Origin of the sequence: Paenibacillus sp. FSL R10-2748, from assembly GCF_038005565.1 — a bacterium.
Lineage (GTDB): Bacteria > Bacillota > Bacilli > Paenibacillales > Paenibacillaceae > Paenibacillus > Paenibacillus polymyxa_B.
The window spans coordinates 463,245-484,297 of the sequence record NZ_JBBOTK010000003.1 but is presented as its reverse complement, the minus strand read 5'-3'; the positions used below and the strand labels follow the sequence as shown (position 1 = coordinate 484,297).

Annotated in this window: 23 protein-coding genes and 1 pseudogene; 9 read left to right on the top strand and 15 right to left on the bottom strand. The window is 46.0% G+C overall.

Going from position 1 to position 21,053, the window contains the following annotated elements; all coding sequences use genetic code 11:
- Nucleotides 1-82: 82 nt before the first annotated feature.
- Genes NSS66_RS12150 through NSS66_RS12140 form a run of 3 tightly spaced genes read left to right on the top strand, consistent with a single transcriptional unit; the run spans nucleotide 83 to nucleotide 1,600 of the window.
- Nucleotides 83-610, top strand: coding sequence for an SMI1/KNR4 family protein (locus NSS66_RS12150; protein ID WP_049828352.1), 528 nt, complete (start codon nucleotides 83-85; stop codon nucleotides 608-610).
- Complete coding sequence (locus NSS66_RS12145; RefSeq protein WP_254348471.1) at nucleotides 594-1,154, top strand: hypothetical protein; 561 nt, start codon at nucleotides 594-596, stop codon at nucleotides 1,152-1,154. Before NSS66_RS12150 ends, NSS66_RS12145 begins: the two co-directional genes overlap by 17 nt.
- Before the next feature lie 2 nt (nucleotides 1,155-1,156).
- Complete coding sequence (locus NSS66_RS12140) at nucleotides 1,157-1,600, top strand: immunity 26/phosphotriesterase HocA family protein (RefSeq protein ID WP_068938959.1); 444 nt, start codon at nucleotides 1,157-1,159, stop codon at nucleotides 1,598-1,600.
- A 62-nt stretch (nucleotides 1,601-1,662) separates the two neighbouring features.
- Here NSS66_RS12140 and NSS66_RS12135 read toward each other — a convergent pair whose 3' ends face one another.
- Together NSS66_RS12135 and NSS66_RS12130 are read right to left on the bottom strand one after the other, a co-directional pair.
- Nucleotides 1,663-2,202, bottom strand: coding sequence for an SMI1/KNR4 family protein (locus tag NSS66_RS12135; RefSeq protein WP_340959008.1), 540 nt, complete (start codon nucleotides 2,200-2,202; stop codon nucleotides 1,663-1,665).
- Nucleotides 2,203-2,331: 129 nt separating this feature from the next.
- Entirely contained in the window at nucleotides 2,332-2,505 is a 174-nt protein-coding gene (locus NSS66_RS12130; protein WP_254348467.1) for a putative holin-like toxin, read from the bottom strand.
- Between the two features lie 128 nt (nucleotides 2,506-2,633).
- Between NSS66_RS12130 and NSS66_RS12125 the strand changes: the two genes are divergently transcribed.
- Complete coding sequence (locus tag NSS66_RS12125; protein WP_254348465.1) at nucleotides 2,634-3,293, top strand: hypothetical protein; 660 nt, start codon at nucleotides 2,634-2,636, stop codon at nucleotides 3,291-3,293.
- Nucleotides 3,274-3,633 (top strand): DUF7716 domain-containing protein, encoded by a 360-nt coding sequence (locus NSS66_RS12120; RefSeq protein ID WP_023990764.1) that lies wholly within the window; start codon nucleotides 3,274-3,276, stop codon nucleotides 3,631-3,633. Before NSS66_RS12125 ends, NSS66_RS12120 begins: the two co-directional genes overlap by 20 nt.
- On the opposite strand, the gene NSS66_RS12115 is transcribed toward NSS66_RS12120, so the two are convergent.
- A complete protein-coding gene (locus NSS66_RS12115; protein WP_340959005.1) occupies nucleotides 3,623-5,257 on the bottom strand; it encodes a DUF6138 family protein in 1,635 nt (544 codons plus the stop codon). The genes NSS66_RS12120 and NSS66_RS12115 overlap by 11 nt on opposite strands.
- Nucleotides 5,258-5,415: 158 nt before the next feature.
- Here NSS66_RS12115 and NSS66_RS12110 point away from each other — a divergent pair, with 158 nt between their 5' ends.
- Together NSS66_RS12110 and NSS66_RS12105 are read left to right on the top strand one after the other, a co-directional pair.
- The gene (locus NSS66_RS12110; RefSeq protein ID WP_023990766.1) at nucleotides 5,416-6,192 is read left to right on the top strand and encodes an SMI1/KNR4 family protein; all 777 of its coding nucleotides are present in this window, start codon (nucleotides 5,416-5,418) and stop codon (nucleotides 6,190-6,192) included.
- Between the two features lie 17 nt (nucleotides 6,193-6,209).
- Entirely contained in the window at nucleotides 6,210-7,631 is a 1,422-nt protein-coding gene (locus tag NSS66_RS12105; protein WP_076264509.1) for an SMI1/KNR4 family protein, read from the top strand.
- 68 nt (nucleotides 7,632-7,699) lie between these two features.
- Here the strand turns inward: NSS66_RS12105 and NSS66_RS12100 are convergent, their stop codons facing one another.
- Complete coding sequence (locus NSS66_RS12100) at nucleotides 7,700-8,314, bottom strand: TetR/AcrR family transcriptional regulator (protein WP_340959003.1); 615 nt, start codon at nucleotides 8,312-8,314, stop codon at nucleotides 7,700-7,702.
- A gap of 25 nt (nucleotides 8,315-8,339) precedes the next feature.
- The gene (locus tag NSS66_RS12095) at nucleotides 8,340-9,824 is read right to left on the bottom strand and encodes a phytoene desaturase family protein (RefSeq protein ID WP_340959002.1); all 1,485 of its coding nucleotides are present in this window, start codon (nucleotides 9,822-9,824) and stop codon (nucleotides 8,340-8,342) included.
- Nucleotides 9,825-10,244: 420 nt separating this feature from the next.
- On the opposite strand from NSS66_RS12095, the gene NSS66_RS12090 reads away from it, so the two are divergent.
- Complete coding sequence (locus NSS66_RS12090) at nucleotides 10,245-11,477, top strand: PHB depolymerase family esterase (RefSeq protein WP_075154869.1); 1,233 nt, start codon at nucleotides 10,245-10,247, stop codon at nucleotides 11,475-11,477.
- 383 nt (nucleotides 11,478-11,860) lie between these two features.
- On the opposite strand, the gene NSS66_RS12085 is transcribed toward NSS66_RS12090, so the two are convergent.
- Nucleotides 11,861-11,968, bottom strand: coding sequence for a putative metal homeostasis protein (locus NSS66_RS12085; protein WP_158451783.1), 108 nt, complete (start codon nucleotides 11,966-11,968; stop codon nucleotides 11,861-11,863).
- A 245-nt stretch (nucleotides 11,969-12,213) separates the two neighbouring features.
- Nucleotides 12,214-12,574 (bottom strand): annotated as a pseudogene (locus NSS66_RS12080) (hypothetical protein).
- A 167-nt stretch (nucleotides 12,575-12,741) separates the two neighbouring features.
- On the opposite strand from NSS66_RS12080, the gene NSS66_RS12075 reads away from it, so the two are divergent.
- Complete coding sequence (locus tag NSS66_RS12075; protein ID WP_023990771.1) at nucleotides 12,742-12,984, top strand: helix-turn-helix domain-containing protein; 243 nt, start codon at nucleotides 12,742-12,744, stop codon at nucleotides 12,982-12,984.
- 483 nt (nucleotides 12,985-13,467) lie between these two features.
- On the opposite strand, the gene NSS66_RS12070 is transcribed toward NSS66_RS12075, so the two are convergent.
- From NSS66_RS12070 to NSS66_RS12035, 8 genes are all read right to left on the bottom strand, one after another.
- Nucleotides 13,468-14,343 carry a cysteine ABC transporter substrate-binding protein gene (locus NSS66_RS12070; RefSeq protein WP_025721633.1) on the bottom strand — a complete coding sequence of 292 codons (876 nt, stop codon included), beginning with the start codon at nucleotides 14,341-14,343 and terminating at the stop codon, nucleotides 13,468-13,470.
- An 18-nt stretch (nucleotides 14,344-14,361) separates the two neighbouring features.
- On the bottom strand, nucleotides 14,362-15,117 hold the full coding sequence (locus NSS66_RS12065; protein WP_029518574.1) for an amino acid ABC transporter ATP-binding protein: 756 nt from the start codon (nucleotides 15,115-15,117) through the stop codon (nucleotides 14,362-14,364).
- Nucleotides 15,118-15,135: 18 nt separating this feature from the next.
- Nucleotides 15,136-15,813, bottom strand: coding sequence for an amino acid ABC transporter permease (locus NSS66_RS12060; protein WP_023990775.1), 678 nt, complete (start codon nucleotides 15,811-15,813; stop codon nucleotides 15,136-15,138).
- On the bottom strand, nucleotides 15,794-16,459 hold the full coding sequence (locus tag NSS66_RS12055) for an amino acid ABC transporter permease (RefSeq protein ID WP_023990776.1): 666 nt from the start codon (nucleotides 16,457-16,459) through the stop codon (nucleotides 15,794-15,796). Before NSS66_RS12055 ends, NSS66_RS12060 begins: the two co-directional genes overlap by 20 nt.
- A gap of 219 nt (nucleotides 16,460-16,678) precedes the next feature.
- Complete coding sequence (locus NSS66_RS12050; protein ID WP_028540738.1) at nucleotides 16,679-18,127, bottom strand: SulP family inorganic anion transporter; 1,449 nt, start codon at nucleotides 18,125-18,127, stop codon at nucleotides 16,679-16,681.
- Nucleotides 18,128-18,397: 270 nt separating this feature from the next.
- Nucleotides 18,398-18,955 (bottom strand): hypothetical protein, encoded by a 558-nt coding sequence (locus tag NSS66_RS12045; protein ID WP_340959001.1) that lies wholly within the window; start codon nucleotides 18,953-18,955, stop codon nucleotides 18,398-18,400.
- 23 nt (nucleotides 18,956-18,978) lie between these two features.
- Nucleotides 18,979-20,649, bottom strand: a complete 1,671-nt coding sequence (locus NSS66_RS12040; RefSeq protein WP_069080890.1) for an ABC1 kinase family protein — start codon at nucleotides 20,647-20,649, stop codon at nucleotides 18,979-18,981.
- Between the two features lies 1 nt (nucleotide 20,650).
- Nucleotides 20,651-21,010, bottom strand: a complete 360-nt coding sequence (locus tag NSS66_RS12035; protein ID WP_013312404.1) for a phasin family protein — start codon at nucleotides 21,008-21,010, stop codon at nucleotides 20,651-20,653.
- Nucleotides 21,011-21,053: the final 43 nt, after the last annotated feature.

Below are 21,053 nucleotides of genomic sequence, written 5' to 3'. Positions count from 1 at the left end.
TCTCACAAACGATGCACCGCTGCGTCTTCTCATTTCCAAAAAGAGGTCTATGGTTTACTAGGATCAAGGAGGCTGGTTGTTGATGTCATTCGCAATTGAATCAGGGCTTTCGCCTGCCCAGATCGCGGCATTGGAGGAACAGATACAGCATATATTGCCCGCTGGCTATACACGTTTTCTTTCACAATATAACGGTTTTTATGTAGCCGCCCCTTTTTATTGCAATGTGCCCTTCGATCGCGTGGATAACGGAGACATTGATTTGACTTGTTTTTTCGGATATGAGGTATCCAACAAAAATCATGACCTTCTAGCGATTAATGATGAATTTCTGGATGAAATCAATCATGTCCAGAACGCTTTGTTGATTGGTGCAGATGCGGGCGACAATTTTTACGTTCTAATATGTAATGAATACACCCCGTATGTGTACTACTGGGACCGCACACATCTTCATGCTTATGATGACAAACTGAACTATGATATTGCAGAGCAGGACGAATGTGGACATTTGTATCTGGTGGCAACAGACTTTACAACGTTTTTTAATCAGGTAATTGAACGACTCAACGAGCAGAAAGGGAGGCCTACTGATGACAGAAATACATAACCCTAATTGGGGACCGGCTTATTTAGAAGGTTGGGTTGTACCCGAAAACCCAGAGGCATGGGTCGAGCAGGAGTGGACAGGTACGCTTCGTTCACAGGCAGGACATACGAAATTCCACATTTTTTATTATGGAGAACTTATGGACGAGCTGATCGCTGGAACTGAATTTGCCCCCCAACTCATTATTGCAGAAGAGGCAGTCACAGGTGAACAGATCGTGATTTTTGACGGAACCCGCCATGGTTACGATGCTCTGCTATGCGAAGTTTATACCAAGGAACAGCAGAACAATCGTACTCCCCTGCTGCCCTATCTGGACGAAGATGGTGAAGATACTTTCGAGGTAAGCTTGACCACTTTTTATAATGTTGATTGGGATGACGAGTTTGCAGACGATGTGGATGAGAATGGACAGTTAGAGCTGATCAACGGCGAACGATGCGATTTTGAAGATGCGAAGCGGAACGGCTATGATGCGATCAGCATTACGATTACCAACGCTAAAGGTCTAAAAACAGAGATCATTCAGGAAGAGCTGGCCTGACGATGGTGTTCAAAAGAATCAAACATCGGGAAGGCGATATTTTTGTTATCCCCATGCATGACGGCCGATTTGCGGTATGTCAGGTGATCTGCGCACTGTATGGTAGATTCAAAAAAGCGTTCTCCTTCGGGGTTCTATCCATAGGCCAGAATCAAGCGTACAAGGGTGAAAAGACATATCTTCCGTTCACAAATTATCGCGGCCGATTTGAAGTTATATTCACCGCCACCCAAAATCTGACGAAGGGAGTATGGCCTATTATCGATCAGCGCCCTCTATCCGAGGAACAACAGCAGCTAAAATATTTTAATTGTGCGGGCCATCTGTATTGCGGGGATGAATATATACGCAATCTGGAACTGGAAGAATATAATCAATATACTGTAATGGGCGTGGCTGGATATGAGTTGGTACAGCGATATTTAGCCCAATACGAAGACCACTAGCAGAAGAAAAGCAGCACAAATAACCACCTTGAAGTTTGATACCAAGGTGGTTATTTACGCTGCTAAAAGGGCTCGAACGTATAAGAGAATGGTGTACGCTCTGTCCCTAATACTGACTTCACGCGCTCTTCATCCACCAACGCTTCGACGAGGCTATATAAATCCGGGGCTGCATACCGAAAATTGCCCCATGTGCGTAGATTCAAAGCATAGATTGGGAATTCTCCCCGTTCATCAGGCGATTGAATATCCCAAATCAGCAGGTCATTCCCTTCACTGGAAGCGAAGGGAACCGCATGCTCCAAAAGCTCCGGAAAACCATCTGGCTCCAGCGCCGCTTCTTGTAGAACCTCTTCCGATTCCAGTAAATCATCAAACCAGGCCCGCCAGTTATGATAACGATGAAGCCATGAATCCGGGTGATCGCCAAGAGGAATATGAATGTTCCATAAGCCACATAGTCGCCCGTAACCAAGAGTTTTGACATAATCTATATAAGAAGGCGGAAAGCCCATACCATTTTTTAAACGATGCTCTATTAGAAAAACCTCATCATAATAAGCCTGAAACTGCGGACGTTGCAGCCCTGTAAAAATGCTCATGTTCGCCCTCTCCTTTTGCACGTCCTATTCACCTTTTCACCCTTCGGCGCATTGAAAAGGCCATTTTCAAGTGTTAAAATGGGAATAAGATGTATATTCTAAAAAAAGAGTGAAGATGCGTCAACATCCTCACTCTTTGGCAACAGCCGCTTTTAAGGGCGGTAGCCGTGTCAAAGGATGATCATTGAAATAGACCGCTTGCCTTTGTCGAGGGCGGTCTATTTCTTTTTTATGGAGGGAAAGAATTAGGATCACCAACGTTGCGAATTGAATCATCAACATTAGGGTGTCTTTAACCTCCACAGGCCTCACCTCCTTTACAGGAGACTAGCCGGCCGCCCATCTAAGCCATTCTGTTGTTGAGGAATATTATAACATAAGACTCGTAAAACGTACGTTTTTACGCTCTTTTCGAAAAAGGAGGAACGAATATGGAGCAAAAGCGCTTCAAAGATGAACATGGATATAAATATGACTTTAGCGCCGTGATCCGGAGAGGAGAACAGGTAGCTGTTCATTGCCCTCGTTGTCAGGGCCAAGCTTTCATTTCCAACTCAAAGGAAGACTGTCATTACGTCGTTCGATGTTCTCATTGTTACTACACGTATCAGCAGCCAGAATCTTATACATTCTATGCACGCGGCGTATGCAACCATTGCGAGCGGTATTTTAATATCGGAATCCATGATGACCGAACGAAACTCCATAAAAATACGAATATAAACTGTCCGCACTGTGAGACACGCAATCAGGTTCCGGTGCATCGTGTTCAATCACACGAATGGCATACAGACGTGGTCCAAAACGGAAAAGACCCTATTTTCCAGCTTCAGCTGTACTTCCTTGATTACTACCGGGGGAAACCTGTCTGGGCTCTTAACCGGATACACCTGAATTACCTGCTCTCCTATATCTCTGCCGAGTTGCGAGAAAAGCCTACATCCGGTATGATGCGTACGGCTTCCCATTCCATTCCCAAGTACATTAAGGATGCGAAGAATCGACAGGCCATCTTGAGAATATTACAAAAGCTACAGCATAAGCCAGCGACTAAGGGAGGGGCCTCCATACATGAGCATACAAACTTTTGACAGCCTTGAAGCATTGATTCGTGCCGTTGGCCAAACAGAGATCAATGAATGGGTATTTGCCAATCTGGAACGTGTTCAAAGTAATCCGCTCAATTCTACCTATTACATCATCCCCGAGGAAGAATTGTGGGAACTGGAGGATGCCGGTCTCACCGTCACCAATCATCGTGATGAAAGTATACCTGCATCTCTACCAGACCATCACGTGCAATCTTGGTTGGAGGTGGCGACTGTACAGGATGTCATTGAAGTGTTACGCCACAGCGGAAGCGAGCCGGATATTGAACGCATTGCGCAGGGACTGCGATATTATCATGAATATGATGCTTTTATGGAATAAGCGTTTCCAGCAGCTCTTTTACCTCAGGGGCAGCCTGCTTCAGGCTGTTTTTTAGTTTCTTCGCGCCACCCCATATGCGATAAACAAGCACCTCTTGTTCATAGTCCTCCAGCTTCTCAAGCTCCTCCACCAGTACCTGTGCCTGCTCTACAGTTTCGATTCTGGATGACTTCAGTGGTTTGGCAGACTCGTTGCCTGCCAGTAGAACCCTCGTCCAAATGGGGATCGTGTCCGGTGTCAGTCCGTGTGCGTCAGCAAATACAGCGGCGTAACCGTCCTGTACGGACTGATGTTCACTGTCCACCAGATTCATATAACGATTCACTAATGGGAAATAGTTCTTTCCTTTTAGGCCCAGTCCCATCACCGCATAGGTTCCCGGCATCGCCGACTTTTCACCGGGCTCTACATCGTTATACCACTTGAACTCTTCCATCACGACCTCAGCATATTCAGCCAGCAACGGATGCAGCGCAGGGTATTCAAGTGCATTGGCGAAGAAACGATGTAACGTAGATTTAGCCAACTTGGGTACAGGCAGGTAGTTTTTCACCTTGCTTTTGAACTTCATCCGATATTCCTTGGTAAAGCCCTTTCTTAAAATATCGCATAAATATACGAGTGCTTCTCTATAGCTCTCTTCTTCCTCTGAACGAATCTGAACCTCCAGCGTTTGCAAAATATCATTGGCTTGGCAGATGACTCGCTCACTTGTATATAACGCTGGGATGCTTCCTGATCCGCTCTCAAGCCACACGGAAGCCTGCTCCGAGCCTAGCTGTGCAGCAATCTCCAAATACTTCTGCCGTGCATCGGCATCGGTCGAGCCCACCCGCATCGCGGTAAGCAGGAACATCTCCATGGCTGGCGCAGGAATTTCCGAAGGGAGAATATCAGGCTTCACTTTATAATCCAGCCCATAGCTTTTTTCCCGATCTGTATAATTGGCCAAAAATTCATCCTCTGCCCAAAGCTTCAAGCCACTGCTGAGCTGATACCTCCATGCTTCCTCACGCTTGCGGCTGACCTTCACTTTGGCATCCATTCGATTCAGCAGCTCATTCATCCACTGGGCGTTTACAGGGTACAAATGAGGATCAAGCAAGTGCCTTACTAAGAAAAAATCGTCCTCTTCCTTCGGCACAGCTTTACTAGAGGGGTTGAGTTTCTGCTCTACAAACTGTTGGATAGTGGCTAACAGTTGCTGCCGCTTATCTTCGTTCAGGAGTGAGAATGTAAAATGACTAGCCTTATTCTCCAAGACTACTTCCAGATGAAATTCCAGCCGATAACGAAAGAACATGGAACTAAATTCTTTCGACTTAAACAGAGCCTCTATCCGTTCCCTAAACACAGGCATCCATTCGTCCTGTACCTGCTGCAATGTTACCCCATCTGTAAACCCAGAAATTTTCATATCCGGTCTACGATGATCCCAATCAAACGGTTCGTAGGTATCCACCCACAGCCCATCCTTCTTACAGGTAACTTTTAAGTATTCATGAATCCCTTCGTGAAGGACACTTTTGATTTGGAATTCGGCGATGCGCTTTTGCTCAGAAGCGTACGCCTCATCAATCGCCTCAAAAATTGGATCTATGTAGGCTTGTACCCCTGATGTCATAAGATGTGTTCCTCCTTCGTCCCCTCACAAATTGTAGTTCCTATGAAATTAAGATAGACTAATCTATAACTATTTTATTTCCTGATTATAGCATATCTCTCATTTACTTTTGGGCTCTATCCCTATAGATAGAGTGCCGGAAAGCAGGTGTATTCTACATGTATTGGGTTTCCACACAGCACACACCGGTGGCTACCGATGAACTGACAAATATTGAGCATACCTATGGAATAACTTTACCACCTCCCTATGTAGCATTCCTCACCCGCTACGGGCCGGGCACCTATTGTGGCCTGCTGATAATTGAAATGCCTGATCCTCAACTATTGCAATCCTATACGGATTACGAACTGTGGACGCATGATGATAACTGCCCAATTACAGCACAGCAGCTGGGCGAGTGCGTGGTCATTGGCAGTTCCATAGATGGTGACTTCCTAGCGATTCACCCTCAGGTTGAAGGCTTAATGTGGCTGCCACGACACTCGGAGATCATTACTACGAAGACTTTAGATGTTCAAGTTCCATTCACAGAGACATTAGGACATATACTACAGGATGAATTTGGAAGAATGGAGCCATTCCCCCGTTATTTCGAACCTGTCAGCCAAGACAAAACCGCTACATTCCTACTGTTTAGTCCCCTGGATACGGCCGAGGCCTACAATCCAGCCAATCCGAGCGATCAGGCGCTGAATTTTGCTCCGGCATCCTTACAAGCATTGGCTCAGCGATTTAAACAGCATTTTAACTCAAATCTATGGATTGAAAATGAGCATATCTGCATGGCTTTTCTTCAGACTCTTGGCGGATACGTGCGTTTTAACTATGCATATGGACGCGAAGTGGCGATCATTTATGAATCCAAAGCGATAGCACTTCGTGATGAAATTTTATCATTCTTGCAAAAAGAGCATTGCCGGGTTGTAGAGTAAGAGGAGGGCGAATACGAATGACAGTACATTTTACACAAACCTTAGAAAAACTGGAACAAGTCGTTGATCGTCTGAGACAAAGTGGGATGCCTGATGTGGTATACCAATGGACGGAAGGGATTTCTACAGGTGAACTAACTGAGCTGGAGGAACGGCTGCAGATGCATTTGCCTGCCTCCCTGTCTGAATTGATAAAGCGGTGTGGCAGCTTAAATTTGCTATGGTGTCTCCCCCAACACTGTATTGTAGCTGATGGACCAGAGTGTTCATATAAAAACAGCAAGGATCTTGAACAAGAGCAGTGTATCCTAGACGATATCACAGGAGAGTTTGGATGGAATCATGAGTATATTGGCTATTTTACATCCTATGGGGAAGATACCGACTCAGCAGCGGACGAGCAACGATATCTGATCCTTAATTATAATGGTGCGGGTGATCCGATACTGCTTGATATGGCAACATCCGCAACAGAGCCAGCGGTTTTCTGCTATCATCACGAGCTGGATCAGTTCACGCTGCTCGCGGAAAATCTACCCGCCTATATAGACACCATGCTCACCTTGCACGGGCTATGGCTATGGGATTGGTTTAAAGTGACCGATGAGCATGGCATTCAGCTAAACAGCCCACCACTGCAACTGTGGCAACGCTGGTTGAACATGTTTTGCACGATGAAGCTGGAGGATGCACAGTCGTTGGAGACGCTAATCCATTACACCACCATGCATGGCGTAGATTATCCTGCTGTGTTGCAGGCTTTTCAAGCCTATGATCCAAAGGATATTTTTCTTGCCTGGGAGCAGCACTGGCAGAACATTCAACATAGCCAGGTTCCATTCTCTACTTGGGCCGTTTTGGTAGGGGAGACTGCGGGGATTGGGGCTGCTGATTGGGTCCGCTCCTTGTGGGAACCGGAAACCGCGCAAGCATGGACATCTTTAGCTCAAAACAATACCCTACATGCTAAGGGTGCATTTGCGTCCACACGTGCTTATCTAAGCGCCCGCTGCCTACCCGAGCAGGAAGGCTTGGTATGTGTTTGCAATCACCTGCTACAGCATTCGGTCGCAGAAGACAAATTAGGAGGATACACCGCTAATGGGCAGCTACAACATTTTCGTTCACCACAGATCATTAACTGGATGCGGGATAAGGTCAATCATCCGGTGGATGGCTGGGCAATACTTTTCGCTCACTCCCGTCCTACAGCTGAGCAGTTGATTGAATGGCTATCCGATAGCGAGCTTCATCAAAAAATTGCAACCGAGGCGCTGGATATTATGATTCATCGGGATCCTCTTCCCGCTCTGGAAGCAGACGCTTGGGCCAATATCTCAGATCTACTTCTTGCTTCTTTGCAGCTCGTTATGCTCAAAAAAGATAAACGTCGTATTGAAGCCGTACTTAAGCAGCTTTCAGATTTGGAACTTCGTTAATCTTTCGGAATGGTTGTATGCGGATTCGCATGTACAGTGGTGTGAGGTAAAGAAAGTTAGCCGCTGCGTCAGCGGCTTAACCCCTTGAGGAAAGTATCTATAGTGAATGCGATCAATTCATCATTGGATTTTGCCATAGGAAGTTCAAAATTCAGGAGCAAAGAAGTCAATCCGTGCAGCATGCTCCATACGGATCTGGCGATCAGGTGCTCATCTCCTTGAATGATGCAGCCCTCCTCCATAGCAGCTTTGAGCCCCGCTTCAAGCAGCTCAAAGCCTTTAAAACTCCCACTGTCTATAAGACTGACCAAGCTTACAGTTTCCAGGTTGCTGATAAACAGGATGTTGTAATATTCCGGGTTAGTCGTTCCAAAACGAACATACGCATCAGATACCGTTTTCAATGTGTCCAGCGTATTCAATCCCGCTGCCTGTGCTTCATCCACACGCTGCAGAAGAGCCTGCAGGAACAAGGTATTTCCTTCTAGCAGCAGTTCACGGACAACGGCTTCCTTATTGGCAAAATAATGATAAATAGTCGTTGGTGAATATTCGATCTGATCCGCAATTTTGCGCATGGAGACTTCGGCATACCCCTGATTCAGGAAAAGCGACCGGGCGGCCTCAATGATTTTCCGGCGGATCTCACTGCTTTCACGTTCTCGGCGTTTGATATGTTTCATGAGTAGATGTACTTGCCCCTTCTGCCTACCCCAATTTGGCGGCGATACGATCAGCTTCCATTATACCCGAGTTCATAGCCCCTTGAAACCCGCCCCCAGGCTGCGTCCACGCCCCTACCAATGACAGACGGTTCACAGCTGATTTGTGCTTCAGTCTTTTTATACCGGACTGCCGGACCGTTTGTGCATAGCCATAAACGGCCCCGTCGGGATTAGCGGTATAACGCTGCATCGTGCGCGGTGTGCCCAACTCGGCCACCACTACCTTGCTGCCAAAACCCGGATACAGCTGTTCAAGACATCCCAATATCTGCTGTGTCACGGCTTCTTTTTTGGCTTTATATTCGGGACGTGCAGTAGGCCAGTTCTCCAATTTGTCCAAAAATGTAATTGCGATGACACCCTTTCCCGGTTCATTGAGCTTTGGGTCCATAGCGTTATAATTCGTGAGCATCCAGTTGCCTTTCGTGTACTGGCCGCTCATCATAACTTCATAATCTGTCTCCGAATCCGGCTCATTACGTAGGATTAAGTCTTCTTCGGTGATGCCAAGCTCATGGGGTTCACATGATAATCCCAGATATAGCTGGGTGAGAGACGTGCCAGCCTCCAAACTGCTGACAGCTTCCAGCTCACGACGGGCAGCATCATAGTTTTCCAGTAGGCGGCCATAGGTATGATGGGGACTGATACCAGACACAATCCAGTTGGCTTTATATACATCCCCTTTCTTCAGACGGACACCAGCTGCTTTACCACGTTCGAGCATAATCTCAGACACCTGACTGCGCAGGTGAACTTCTCCTCCCGCTGACTTAATAGTGTCAACCAGTGCATTGGATAAAGCCTGTGCGCCTCCCTCAATGTAATACGTCCCCTCCAAATGATAGCCGATCCAGGGAATGAAAAAATACAAGGCCGCAAGCCGTTTTGGAGGCAATCCATAATAGGCCCACAGCGCGGTGAAAAATTCCGTGAATCGGTCAGACAACCCGAACTGGCTTACAGCTTCCCAGGTAGTCATCTGCGTCCAGCGGAAGAAGGTTCCTGCTTTGAGCAGGCCAGCCGCCCTGCGCCAGGAAGTGAGGGAAGAAAAAGCAGAGAAGCCTGTTTCAAAACGGCGAATGCCCGCGAATAGACTATCGATGGCTGCCACCTCAGCAGGAAACATGTTTTTGAGGAGCTGCACATACTCCTGAACATCGGACGGAATATCAATGGTCTGCCCTTCCCAACGAATGGAGTAAGGGTGCTTTTTGCGGAGAGGAACAATTCGCTGGTCCGCATTACAGTCCTTTAACATCCGACCGAAGCTGCCTTCCCCGAGTCCACCGACACCATGCAAGGAGACATCAAAAGTGTAGCCCTTTCTTGTAAATTCAGTTGCGAAACCGCCAGGCAGAGTGTGGCTCTCAAAAACAGCTGTTCGGTAACCGAGCGCGGAGAGTCTTGCTGCACAGGACAAGCCACCCAGTCCTGCACCGATGACAATAACATCGTATTGATTCATGATTTCATCTCCTTTATTAACATCGTTATATAAGTTAACGGTGTTAAGTTAAGGAGATTATATACCACAATATTACCGTTGAAAAGCCCGGTATCTTGGTTGCCCGCTATAGAAGAATACAATGAGTTCGATTTATCTATTTGCTGATTACAAATCTCTTCAATGGATTTTTGCAAAATTCTAAGTTGCGAAAGTAGAATTTTTTATAAAAAAGATCCAAAAATGTAGCGCTTTCACTTGTCAGATTCCAATGAAGGTGCTATCCTTCAAGTGGGATTGTTACTGAAAAGGCAAAACCCGAGTACACTTGTGTACCCGGAGTTTGCCTTTTTTTATTTGTATGAATTCCACAGCATACAATCAACCATCCCGAACATGTAGTAAGCGCTTTAAAAAATGACACCAAAGGAGATTAATCTCATGCAAAGAAGACGTTTTGCCCTTGTTTTATTATCTTTCGTGTTCCTGCTTACGATCTTTTTCCCATCCTCCAGCTCTGCCGCAGCAGCCGATGTCCCAGCGCCACAGGCTACCCTGCTTACGCAGGTACAGCCCTTGGGTGAAGTTGTTTCTGCTGTTGTACTGAAATACAGCACTAATATTGACGGGGCATCCTTATCCACTTCCAGCTTTCAGGTTCAATCTGTACTCAATGATGTATATACAGACAGAACCGTGACCGGTGTATATACCAATGATACCGGAGCTATCACCAACCGCAGTACTCATGGTAAATATGTCGTGATTGAGCTGGATACGCAAGATAAAAATGCAAGTACCCTTACTTATGATGCAACAAGCGCAGTTAACCGCATCAACACGTTGAATTATACGATTAGTCAAAAGAAAGATATTGCAACTTCAAAGAAAACAGTCATTCCAGCCTCTGCACAGACTGTAAAAGCAACGGATAAAATTACACCGATCGTGGACGATTTCCAAAAAAACACCTTTGAAAATAAAGAAGGCTTCAAGCTGAACTACTTTACGTTTGAGCCTAAAGTAGAGCCCGGCAAAACCTACCCTCTGGTTGTGTTTCTGCACGGAAACGGCGAACGTGGCGACGGAAACGGAGTAAACCTGCTGGCAAATGCCGGAGCTGTTACTTGGGCTTCTCCTGAGCAGCAAGCCAAACACCCATCCTTCGTAATCGCTCCACAAAGCCCGATTGACCTGGAGCATAAATTCATTTGGGCGGATGAGCCACGCAACAGCGCTGTAGCCGATTTGGTACGTGAAACGGCGTTAAAATACCCGATCGATACCAACCGAATCTATATTGTTGGTATTTCTCAAGGAGCCATGGGAACGTGGAGATTGTTGGAAAAAAATCTTGACTTGTTCGCCGCAGGTGTACCGATTGCCGGTTTGACCAACTATGAAAAAGCCGTTAACATGTATGCGCCTGTTGAACCTACACACGTCGAAGTATTGAAAAACGTTCCTATTTGGGCCTTCCATGCTGCAGACGACACCACAGTAAGTCCTAAAAACTCGCAAGAAATGGTCGCTGCCATTAAAGCACAAAACGGAAACCTCATTCACTTCACTGAATACGAAGCAGGGATTATCAAACCTACAGGACACTTCTCCTGGGTTCCGGCTCTGCAAAATCAGGATATGATTGAATGGCTGTTTGCACAAAAGAAATAAATGTAGTTTTTGTATTAAAACCGAACTTAAAAGTTTCATATTGTGCCACTACGCAGTCGGATAGTGCTTCCCATCGCCACCGCCACCGGATTTCTTGAACAAAGCCTTTTATAGAGTAGTAATCCGGGGACAAAAGCGATCGCTTCGCTTGTACAGCACTATTCCGTCTACTCCATTTTTATGTTCATTTTAAGTTTGGTTTTTTTATATCTCCAAATAATGCGCCAGAACGGTTCGATACCCGTCTGGCGCTTTTTTATATCATTCAAAAAAAGGCACCTGCCTTCCTGTGTACCACCATCAGGAAAGCAGGTGCAATATCAAAACGAGGAGACTGAAAAATTTGACACTGGTATTGCCATTTGCAGTTAACTTGGAACCTGCTACTTTGCCCGTTTCGCAGCTTTGATCGTTCTCAAAGCTCGTCTGCGAGTTACCTTGTTCGGACTCCGAAGCTGTCTTCTGGCAGTTGCCACATCTGCTTTAGCCATGTGCACATCACCATCCTATTCACTTAGGCTCATATTGGGAGCATGCACCTAAAGACTGTTAGTAATGATTATGATTCTCATTATCATTTAAGATTATATAATGAAATCTACTAGCATGCAAGAGCTTTTGGGTAGAGTATGTATCTTTATTAGGACGGTGTTCATTTCACCCTTTTACGCTTCTGTGTTACATTATATAAGTAAAACGAGAACAAAAATTCGAATCAGATTTACGTTCGCCATTTTCATAGTCCTTTATTCCGAACTAAATCAAAGTCTATATCTTCCCGACATGTGTTCCATAACAATTCATCTGTAAGAAAACTTAATGCATCCATGTTGCGCAATCGTTCGACCAACTCAGTAATCACATCTATGTCTTCACGTTGTACATGCCTTGCAAGAGTGAATTCCTCCCGTGTCACCATCAACATATAGATGCGAATGATTTCTTTCCTTTTTTACATGTCGAAGAGTAAGCACGCTATTGTCGATCATCATGACGTAACGGTCCTTGATCAGATAGCCTTCAAAAAGCTCATACATATGCGGAAGATCACAGGGACCAAGAATGACACTTACTTTTTCAAAATTACTTTTGTTCATTTAGATTTAGCTCCCTTCACATCTATTAAAACGGTCTTTACTAAAGATTAGATTTGTAAATTTTATAACTTTTAAAGATTAACCTTTGTAGTTATTTTATATCCTTTGAAGATAAACTTCAATAGTTAATGTTATTTCTATTTAAATTTCTATAATGAGGTGTATGTATGGGAATTGTTTTTAAACTTGAAGAATTACTTCGAGAAATCGGGATTACTAAAAACGCTCTCGCTCGTGAGGCAAAAATCAGGCCTAATACCATCTATGAGATGTGTAACAATACATCCAAGCGAATCGAATTTAAAACATTTAATACCGTGATGGAAACACTGATTCGGCTCTCTGGTCGTCCATTAACTCTACATGATGTTCTCGAATATATACCTGAAAATGAACTAGAGAAACACTAATTCATTCACAGAATAGTCCGCTGCACCTTATATCTCTGCCCCTGGCAGGGATATTTTTTCCCTTGTTATTTAGCATAATTGTTATCATTATTTCAGAGTACGTGTAACTAGAATCTATACTGATAAAGGAGTATTTTTCAGAAGCAAAAATACGTCCGGCTACCGTAATAGATATGGTAAATGGCAAAACCAAAAGACTTGAACTGGAAACACTAGTCCATATACTTGATGCTTTGAATAGATTTGCCCGCCAACGAAGATTTACAAGGGCTATTACTCTCGCTGATATTATAGAATACATTCCTGAAGATGGAATTGAGAGACAGTGAGACTGTAACATGAGAATGAGGATTACTATTAGCCCAGTGGGCATTTCCATGACAAAATAAGAGGTTGCTAAGGCCCTCTTTTCCCCATATTAAAGAAGCGTTGGGCTTGTTGTCCCAACGCTTCTTTATGGTAAAACAACAACTTATACTATGATTAATCCACTTTGCCGCCCTCTACAACCAATTGATCTGTAAAGCCTTCTCCATAAACAGAGGTCAATGTGTCCTTGTAGGCTTGATGCACAAAGTTTTCCTTGCCTAATGTAGCCAGCTCATTGTTGATCCAGTCTAACAACTCCTTATTTCCCTTTGCTACTGCGGGTGCAATTGTATCTTGACCACCAAAGGCCGGGATGGTTACGGTAAAGCCGGGGTTGGCCTTGGCCCAGGCGATCAGCTCTGTATTATCGTTGGCAATGGCGGCACCGCGTTTGTCTTTGAGGGCTGAGAAGATTTCTGTGTATTGATCGAATTTAAGCAGCTTGATGTCAGGATAATTTTTCGTGAAATAGGTTTCAGCCGTCGTTCCCTTTGCGACAATCAGCTTCTGGTCCGAATTCTTTAATTGGTCAATCGTGGTGATTGGAGCGCTGTCAGGTGACACAATGCCAAAGGATAATTTCATATATGGATTGGCAAAATCGACTTTTTCTTTACGCTCATCCGTCACCGTAAAGTTAGCCATGATGATATCTACCTTGTTGGATTCCAAATAGGCGACCCGGCTGGCAGCATCCACCAGGACAAATTCCACCTTGGACTCGTCACCCAAGAGATCTTTGGCAAACCGCTTCGCAATGTAAACGTCAAAGCCTTGATTCTTCCCTTCCGAATCCACGTAGCCAAAAGGCGGCTTATCTGCAAATACACCAATTCGAATCTTGCCATTCTTTTTAATGTCCTCAATCGAAGCAAATTTAGCCGAGCCTGAACTACCGTTGGTATTTCCGCCTCCTGCACATCCCGCCAAACCAACAAGCAGCAAGCTTAAAGCCAGTAATAACGTCGTGAACTTCATTCCTTTTCTCATCTGTATTCATCCCCCTGTTTATATCGTTTCGTACTGAAATATATCCAGAAAGTGCTGGGCACGCTCTGTTTCCGGTTGGGTAAAAAATTGCTGCGGTGTAGTCATTTCACATATCTGTCCTTGATCCATAAAAACGATACGATCTCCTACCGACTTGGCAAATCCCATTTCATGCGTCACGATAATCATGGTCATGCCCTGTTGTGCCAGCTCTCGCATGACATCCAGCACCTCTCTGACCATTTCCGGGTCCAAGGATGCGGTGACTTCATCAAAGAGCATAATTTCCGGGTTCATACACAGGGCGCGCACAATCGCAATCCGTTGCTTTTGCCCGCCTGATAATTGTCTCGGATACGCATCTTTGCGATCCAGCAGACCCACTCGCTCCAATAGTTGCTCCGCTTGTTCAAGTGCCTCCTGCTTGTTTCTCCGCTGAACTTTAAGCGGGCCGAGCAATATATTTTCTAAGACCGTCATATGCGGAAACAATTCGTAGTTCTGGAACACCATTCCGATATGCTGCCGCACCTCACGCCAATTCACTTTCTTATCCGTCAGGTCCTGCCCTCTATAACGGATATCTCCACTCTGGACTGGCTCCAGACCATTGAGACATCGGAGGAGTGTGCTTTTTCCACATCCCGAAGGACCGAGAACGACCACAACTTCCCCTTTCGTTACGTCCAGATTAATCTGTTGCAGTACTTTTCGGTCTTCGAAGCTTTTGTGCAGCCCTCGAATTTCGAGTAAAACCTCCACAGCCTCTCCCATGACACCCACCCCATCCTGCTAATTTTGCCATCTGCGTTCAAATCTTTTGGAAAGTCTGGATAACGGATAGCATACGAGAAAATACAATATGAAAATAAAGCCGTACACCCAGAAGGATGCCGAGGGCGCTTTGATTACACCAAGCTCAATAATCTGCTGTCCGACCTTGACCACTTCCACTACACCGATCAGCACCACTAATGAAGTGGTTTTGATCATCCGTGTCGCCAGATTAATAGAACCGGGAAGCATTCGGCGCACCGCCTGGGGAATGAGCACATGGCGGTATAACTGTCTATATGTCAGTCCCAGTGCCTGCCCGGATTCCACCTGATGCTTGGGCAGTGATTCCAATGCACCACGAACGATGTCACCAATCTCGGCCGCTCCCCACAGGCTGAATACGATAATTGCTGTCAATTCCCCGCTGATATTCACATTCAACAAAGGAGTAAATCCAAAATATACGACATACAACCACACCAGAATTGGAATAATGCGGAATGTCTCCAAATATAATTTCAGCACAAACCGAATCGGTCTTGATTTTAAGGTGCGCAGCAACCCCATCAAAATGCCTAATAGAGTACCGATAATAATGGAAAGTAGCGCAATCTCCAGCGTAACGAGTAATCCCCCTAATAGACGCTCGAAATTGGAACCTTCAAAGAGCACATTAATCCCCGAATTCAGCATATCGCACCTTCCTTTCCACCCACGTCAGCAGTATCGACAAAGGTAAAAGCAGGACGAGATATGCCAATACCAGCAGAATTAGTGATTCTGTTGTTTTGTAGTACATGCCGATCAGGTCTTTTGCCACATTCATCAGATCTAATAAAGCAATGGCGCCAACAATGGAAGTCTCCTTGAGCAAAAAAATCGCATTCGCTCCCAGAGACGGAACACTGATGGCAAAAGCCTGTGGCAAAATAACATATCTCGCCAGTTGTATCTTGGACAGCCCGAGACTCAGCCCGGATTCCGTCTGGGTTTTACTCACTGCTTCCATTCCCCCACGGAACGCCTCAGCCATATACCCCCCGCCCAAAAAGGTCATGCCCACAATGGCACACGTCATTTCGCTCATATGCAGACCTATTTTCGTAAACCCATAATACAGAAAATATAACTGTACAAGCAGCGGCGTATTTCGGGAAAGCTCAATATAGGCAACAATGATGCCGCTAATTCCCCTTACCTTGTAATACAGTACTGTGCTGCACAGCAAACCGACGACTAGTGAAAATAGAATAGCAAAAAAGGCGATCTTCAACGTCAGCCACATAGCTTCTCCATATAACGGCAAGCTCTCTACAATAAACTCCCAGTCTAAGTTCATATGTGCATACCTTTCGATTTTCAATTATTCCTATGTATTTGCTCTGCTTAATAACAATGATTGTATTCCTGCCCAATTATTACGTCAATACTTTGACGAAAATTTGTCATAATTATCTATGATTTAGGAAGAAAAGTGTTGTTTTCTTTCAGAAATAAATAAAAAAAGCTTGAAATGAATAAATTTCATTTCAAGCTTTGATTTATGCTATACGATTCATCACACGAGTGGCTCTGTAACTACAGGACCGCCGAGCTTCTCTATAATTAAACGGCTTTCCTCATTTAACCCTTGCAGGGTAATAGATTTGCCGGATTTCGTATACTTTTGCAGCACCTTGCCGATGGCAGTAACCGCGGAGTGATCCCAAATATGAGAATGGCTAAAGTCCACAACGACACGTTCTGGATCATCCGAAGGTTCGAAATGATCGACAAAATGAGTCGTTGAAGCAAAAAACATCGGCCCCCTGACATGGTACACCTTTTCATCGTTGTTCTCCGTTGCGCTGATGCGGATTTTAGCCATTTTCCAGCCAAAATGCAGGGCACTCAGCAGTACGCCCACGATCACGCCCTTGGACAAATCATGCGTAGCCACCACGATGATCACCGTGACTACCATAATTAACGTATCTGCTTTCGGAACCTTGGCAATGTTTCGCAGCGATTTCCAATCCACGGTTCCGATACACACCATGAACATGACTCCCACCAATGCGCCCATTGGCACTTCCTTTACAACCCCGCCAAGCACGAGCAGCAGAAAGGCCAAGAATACCCCAGCCGTAAAAGTGGACAAACGCCCTCTTCCGCCTGAGCTGACATTAATGACGGATTGTCCGATCATGGCACAGCCACCCATACCACCAAAAAAGCCATTTACAAAGTTGGCAATCCCTTGTCCGCGGGCTTCCCGGTTTTTATTGCTTTTCGTTTCGGTCATTTCATCCAAAATACTGGCTGTCAGCAGCGATTCCAGCAGTCCAACCAGTGCCATCGTAAAGGAATACGGCAGCAAAATCCGCAAAGTGTGCCACGACCACTCAATTTGCGGCAAATGGAATGAAGGCAGCGAGCTGGTTAGTGTACCGATATCTCCTACTGTTTTCACATTCAATCCAAATACATACGTAATGATCGTCATGATGATGATTGCCGTCAATGGGGCAGGAATGCTTTTCACAAATCTCGGTAAAATATACACAATAAGTAGCGTCCCCGCTACCATCGCGTACATGATCCAATTAGCTCCATGAAAGTGGGTGAGTTGCGCCATAAAGACGAGGATGGCCAGCGCATTCACAAATCCGGTCATGACTGGCTGCGAAATAAAGCTGATAAAGCGACCTATTTTCAAAACACCCAGCAGCACTTGAATGATTCCTGCCAAAATGGTAGCTGCAAACAGATATTCCACGCCATGATCCTTCACCAGGCCAACGACCAGTACAGCTACGGCCCCGGTCGCTGCCGAGATCATCGCCGGACGTCCACCTGCAAAAGAGATGACAATTGCCATCGAGATGGAGGCGTACAGTCCGACCATGGGATTGACCCCTGCAATGATCGAGAAGGCAATCGCCTCGGGAATTAGTGCTAGCGCCACAGTCATGCCCGCAAGTATATCGGCCCGGATATTACCGAACCATTGTTGTCTAAGATTCATACTGTCTCGTTCCAGCCTCCTATATTTACAGAGAGTAGCGTGTTGACTCGCAACCCGTGTGTTTCGGGCATCCGTCCAGCTGCCAATCGCCAAGGCTCTCCTATCATTCAGCTCGTCTCTCTCAAACGAACCCGGTCCGTTACATTCAGTCCATCATTATAACGTAAGGAATTCGCAGAGACGAATGAGTTAAAAGGCTGTTTACAGAAAGAAATCATCTATTTCCTTGAAATATCGCCCAGTATCTTCATCTTATTCGTTTTCTTATATTTAAAATTTTCGCAATTCCTGTACAAGCTCCGATAGAGCTTCAGCAATCTCCGAGTCCGCATGGTGCTGGAGTAGGTTTTCAAAGTCAGGCAGTGCTTGCTTTAATAATCGATAGCTATAGTCATAATAACTCCAAAAAGCTACCGGATCATAACCGCGTGCTTCTTCCTCTTCCCACTCCAGTTCATCTTCTTCTGGATCGATGTCTGTCGGCCATAGATATTTTTCGTCCAGCAGCATGGTTAGAGATTCCACAGACTTCTGTGAATCCTCTTGTGCATTTTCCATGTCCAATGCTCCAACAACCGCATGGTACAGTTCCAACTCACTCAGCGTGATATCATCCGAATTTCTCGTATGCATATTACGCAATAAGAAAAGTAACACCCATGGCGTAACCTGCCACAGTGTGCCTTGATGCTCTATCAGATCAGCAATTGCTGCGTACTCCCCGTTGGATATCAATTGTGGCAACTCCGTGCCCCTACCATAAGGAGTAGTCAGGCGATGCCATGGCACATCTGCAATTAGGAGATTATTCATCTTATGTGTATCCATAACCCCTCCTTTCTGGTCGGTATCTAAAACCTTCCCGATTTAAAAATGGAATACAGTAAAAAGGCAACCATTAAGAGAGCTACAACAAAGCCGATTTCAATGGCAGGTACATTCCACAGCATAGTCGCCTGATGATTCAGCGATGAACCGATAATCAGTCCGACCATAATAATGCTGAACGCTAACAGCACGATACTGAATGACAGGCGGTTGCTGATCTGATCCAGCCTGCGCAAAAGCATTTCCAGTTCCGGCACAGTAACCTCCAGCTTAAGCTTGCCCTTGCTGATAATCGAGGCCAATTGTCTCGCCTGTCCTGGCAGTTCCATCAGCGTCTCCAACAGCTCGGTTGCACCACCCAGTAGCTTGCCTCGGATACGACGACCACTGAAGCGTTCCTTCAACAGCTTGTTACCAAAGGGCTCAGCCAAAGCGATAATACTGAGATCAGGGTCCAGATGCTCCACGACCCCCTCCAGTGTCAGCAACGCCTTGCCTAGCAACAGGACGTCCGACGGCAAACCAATCCGATGGCGCTGCGCTGCGCCAAATAGGTCGTTCAAAGCATCACCAATACTGACCTGTGAGAAAGGAACGTCTGAGTAATCTTCGCGTATCTTGTCCAGATCGGCACGCAGCGCATTCAGGTCGGTGTCCGGTTCGACCAGACCCAAACGTTCGATAGACCGAACCATGGCATCGGTATTTTTGCGCATCAGGGCAATAATGAGGGAAGCGAGATGATTCTTCATCTCTTCGCTCAGCCTTCCCGTCATGCCAAAGTCCAAATAAGCGAGACTGCCATTTTTCAGAACGAGTAAATTCCCCGGATGGGGATCGGCATGAAAAAAACCTTCCATAAAAATTTGATGCAGCATGCTGTTCACCAGCCGCTGCGCCAGTTCTTTCAAGTTATATCCACGGCGTAATAGCTCTTCACGACTACCCAAGTGAGTTCCGTCTAGAAACTCCATGGTCAGTATACGGGAAGAGGTATGATCCCAGTATATTTTCGGAATATAGATATGTGGGTCCTGCTCAAATTGGAGCGCAATCTTCTCTGTGTTACGGGCTTCATGGTTGTAATCCAGCTCCTGAATGAGCGATCTCCCCAGCTCCTCTACCATCTGGCGAAGCTGATACCGCTCTACCCATTCCCAGCGCTTGGCTGCCATAGCGGTCAGTTCCCGCAAAATGTCCAAATCTCGCCGAATAATGCGATTAACGCCAGGACGCTGGATTTTAATGGCGACCATTTCGCCGCTGTGCAGCTTGCCCAGATGCACTTGCCCGATCGAAGCAGCGGCCAGCGGAACATCGTCAAAACGAACCAGTATGTCCTCTAATGACGTGTCCAGCTCCTGCTCTAGAATGCCACGCGCCGTTTCAGATGAAAACGGCGGTACCTGATCCTGAAGCTTAACCAGCTCACGGATAATAGGCTCCGGCAGCAGGTCAGCACGTGTGCTTGCCAACTGTCCAAGCTTGATGAATGCAGGCCCCAGATCCTCCAGCACAAGTCGAATCCGTTCACCTAGCGTTTTGGACTCGGGAGTTTCTCTCGTCAGCCACTTGCGAGGCAATGACAGCAGCTGGAACAGTCCCATTTCTTCCACCATATAGCCAAAGCCATGACGCGCCAGCGCCATGGCAATTTCCCGGTAACGACCGGCGTGCTTCATACGAACCGCCATTTTAATCCAGCCGGTTCGCTTCTTCAGCGTCGCTCGAACCCGTAAGCGCCGCCTTTTCTTTTTCCAGCTCCGCTACCTGTTTTTCCAACAATGCCACACGCTGCTCCAGACTTGTAACATCATTTTCGGTAGGTACTTCCAGCTCCTGCAAAATGCGGCTAACCTGTTCGCGGATCACTGTTTTGAATTGTCCCTGTTCCTCTGCCCCTCGTTCGATCAGACGATCGACCAGCGCTTTGGATTCCGAGGGCGCAAGTTCTCCCCGGTTTACGAGATCCTCGACGGCTTTCTCCACCTTTTCTTTGCTGACAACGGTGAGGCCCCACCCCAACGAGATGGCTTTTTTGAACAAATCGCTCATAATATATCCTCCCCTACCTGTGATTACCTATAGTATAACCTGA

Bases quoted from the DNA above. Each gene is read 5' to 3' on its own strand.
- NSS66_RS12035 (WP_013312404.1), bottom strand. From the start codon at position 21,010: ATGAGCGATTTGTTCAAAAAAGCCATCTCGTTGGGGTGGGGCCTCACC.
- NSS66_RS12040 (WP_069080890.1), bottom strand. From the start codon at position 20,649: ATGGCGGTTCGTATGAAGCACGCCGGTCGTTACCGGGAAATTGCCATG.
- NSS66_RS12060 (WP_023990775.1), bottom strand. From the start codon at position 15,813: ATGCTGAATTCGGGGATTAATGTGCTCTTTGAAGGTTCCAATTTCGAG.
- NSS66_RS12135 (WP_340959008.1), bottom strand. From the start codon at position 2,202: ATGAGCATTTTTACAGGGCTGCAACGTCCGCAGTTTCAGGCTTATTAT.
- NSS66_RS12115 (WP_340959005.1), bottom strand. From the start codon at position 5,257: ATGACATCAGGGGTACAAGCCTACATAGATCCAATTTTTGAGGCGATT.
- NSS66_RS12150 (WP_049828352.1), top strand. From the start codon at position 83: ATGTCATTCGCAATTGAATCAGGGCTTTCGCCTGCCCAGATCGCGGCA.
- NSS66_RS12050 (WP_028540738.1), bottom strand. From the start codon at position 18,127: ATGAATCTTAGACAACAATGGTTCGGTAATATCCGGGCCGATATACTT.
- NSS66_RS12120 (WP_023990764.1), top strand. From the start codon at position 3,274: ATGAGCATACAAACTTTTGACAGCCTTGAAGCATTGATTCGTGCCGTT.
- NSS66_RS12105 (WP_076264509.1), top strand. From the start codon at position 6,210: ATGACAGTACATTTTACACAAACCTTAGAAAAACTGGAACAAGTCGTT.
- NSS66_RS12140 (WP_068938959.1), top strand. From the start codon at position 1,157: ATGGTGTTCAAAAGAATCAAACATCGGGAAGGCGATATTTTTGTTATC.
- NSS66_RS12095 (WP_340959002.1), bottom strand. From the start codon at position 9,824: ATGAATCAATACGATGTTATTGTCATCGGTGCAGGACTGGGTGGCTTG.
- NSS66_RS12110 (WP_023990766.1), top strand. From the start codon at position 5,416: ATGTATTGGGTTTCCACACAGCACACACCGGTGGCTACCGATGAACTG.
- NSS66_RS12100 (WP_340959003.1), bottom strand. From the start codon at position 8,314: ATGAAACATATCAAACGCCGAGAACGTGAAAGCAGTGAGATCCGCCGG.
- NSS66_RS12065 (WP_029518574.1), bottom strand. From the start codon at position 15,117: ATGGGAGAGGCTGTGGAGGTTTTACTCGAAATTCGAGGGCTGCACAAA.
- NSS66_RS12085 (WP_158451783.1), bottom strand. From the start codon at position 11,968: ATGGCTAAAGCAGATGTGGCAACTGCCAGAAGACAGCTTCGGAGTCCG.
- NSS66_RS12125 (WP_254348465.1), top strand. From the start codon at position 2,634: ATGGAGCAAAAGCGCTTCAAAGATGAACATGGATATAAATATGACTTT.
- NSS66_RS12145 (WP_254348471.1), top strand. From the start codon at position 594: ATGACAGAAATACATAACCCTAATTGGGGACCGGCTTATTTAGAAGGT.
- NSS66_RS12055 (WP_023990776.1), bottom strand. From the start codon at position 16,459: ATGAACTTAGACTGGGAGTTTATTGTAGAGAGCTTGCCGTTATATGGA.
- NSS66_RS12045 (WP_340959001.1), bottom strand. From the start codon at position 18,955: ATGGATACACATAAGATGAATAATCTCCTAATTGCAGATGTGCCATGG.
- NSS66_RS12090 (WP_075154869.1), top strand. From the start codon at position 10,245: ATGCAAAGAAGACGTTTTGCCCTTGTTTTATTATCTTTCGTGTTCCTG.
- NSS66_RS12070 (WP_025721633.1), bottom strand. From the start codon at position 14,343: ATGAGAAAAGGAATGAAGTTCACGACGTTATTACTGGCTTTAAGCTTG.
- NSS66_RS12075 (WP_023990771.1), top strand. From the start codon at position 12,742: ATGGGAATTGTTTTTAAACTTGAAGAATTACTTCGAGAAATCGGGATT.